Annotated in this window: 1 rRNA gene; it reads right to left on the bottom strand. The window is 49.1% G+C overall.

The annotated features are described in order from the left end of the window. Positions 1 to 1348 (bottom strand): 23S ribosomal RNA (locus tag F606_RS0120245); the annotation flags it as partial.

Below are 1348 nucleotides of genomic sequence, written 5' to 3'. Positions count from 1 at the left end.
CCTTAGGATTCTCTCCCCGCCTACCTGTGTCGGTTTGCGGTACGGGCACCTTATCTCTAACTAGAAGCTTTTCTCGACAGCGTGGTCCATTTGAATTCAGCTTACCCGAAGGCTCGCCTATCTATCACTTCTCAGGCATTCAAGAGACGGATTTGCCTGTCTCTCACCCTACCAGCTTCGACGCACATTTCCAATCGTACGCTCAAACTTCCTTCTGTGTCACTCCATTGTTCAAACAATTTAAGGTGGTGCTGGAATTTTAACCAGCTGTCCATCGCCTATGCTTGTTGCCTCGGCTTAGGTCCCGACTTACCCTGAGTCGACGAGCGTTGCTCAGGAAACCTTAGGCTTTCGGTGGAACAGATTCTCACTGTTCTTTTCGCTACTCATACCGGCATTCTCACTTCTATACTCTCCAGCACTCCTTACGGTATACCTTCGTCGTGTATAGAACGCTCCCCTACCCAAGATGCTAGGCATCTTGCCGCGACTTCGGTTCTGTACTTTAGCCCCGGTCATTTTCGGCGCAGAGCCTCTCGACCAGTGAGCTATTACGCACTCTTTAAATGGTGGCTGCTTCTGAGCCAACATCCTGGTTGTTTTAGAAGTTCTACATCCTTTCCCACTTAGTACAGCATTTGGGACCTTAGTCGGCGGTCTGGGCTGTTTCCCTCTTGACTACGGGTCTTATCACTCGCAGTCTGACTCCCAAGCTATCAGTACAGCCATTCGCAGTTTGACTAGGTTCGGTAGGCTTTACGCCCCCTAGCCCGATCAGTGCTCTACCGTCTGTATTTATCACTTGAGGCTAGCCCTAAAGCTATTTCGGGGAGAACCAGCTATCTCCACGTTCGATTGGCATTTCACCCCTATCCACAACTCATCCCAAAGTTTTTCAACACTCACGGGTTCGGTCCTCCACGCAATTTTACCTGCGCTTCAACCTGGTCATGGATAGATCACTGTGGTTTCGGGTCTACAACATCTAACTATCGCCCTATTAAGACTCGCTTTCGCTTCGGCTCCGTGTTTTCCACTTAACCTCGCTAGATACTGTAACTCGCCGGTTCATTCTTCAATAGGCACGCCGTTACACATATAAAGTGCTTCGACTGCTTGTAGACATACGGTTTCAGGTTCTATTTCACTCCTCTTCCGAGGTTCTTTTCACCTTTCCCTCACGGTACTATACGCTATCGGTCGCCAAGTAGTATTTTGCCTTGGAGGGTGGTCCCCCCTGCTTCCCACAAGATTTCTCGTGTCTCGTGGTACTCTGGATACTGATCCGCTCTTCTACTTTTTACTTACAGGAGTTTCACCTTCTACGCTTTGCTTTCCCAAACAATTC

Source organism: Propionispira raffinosivorans DSM 20765 (genome assembly GCF_000381065.1).
Classification (GTDB): Bacteria; Bacillota; Negativicutes; order Selenomonadales; family Selenomonadaceae; genus Propionispira; species Propionispira raffinosivorans.
The sequence above is the reverse complement of the archived record's forward strand: the minus strand, read 5'-3'. Positions and strand labels throughout refer to the sequence as shown.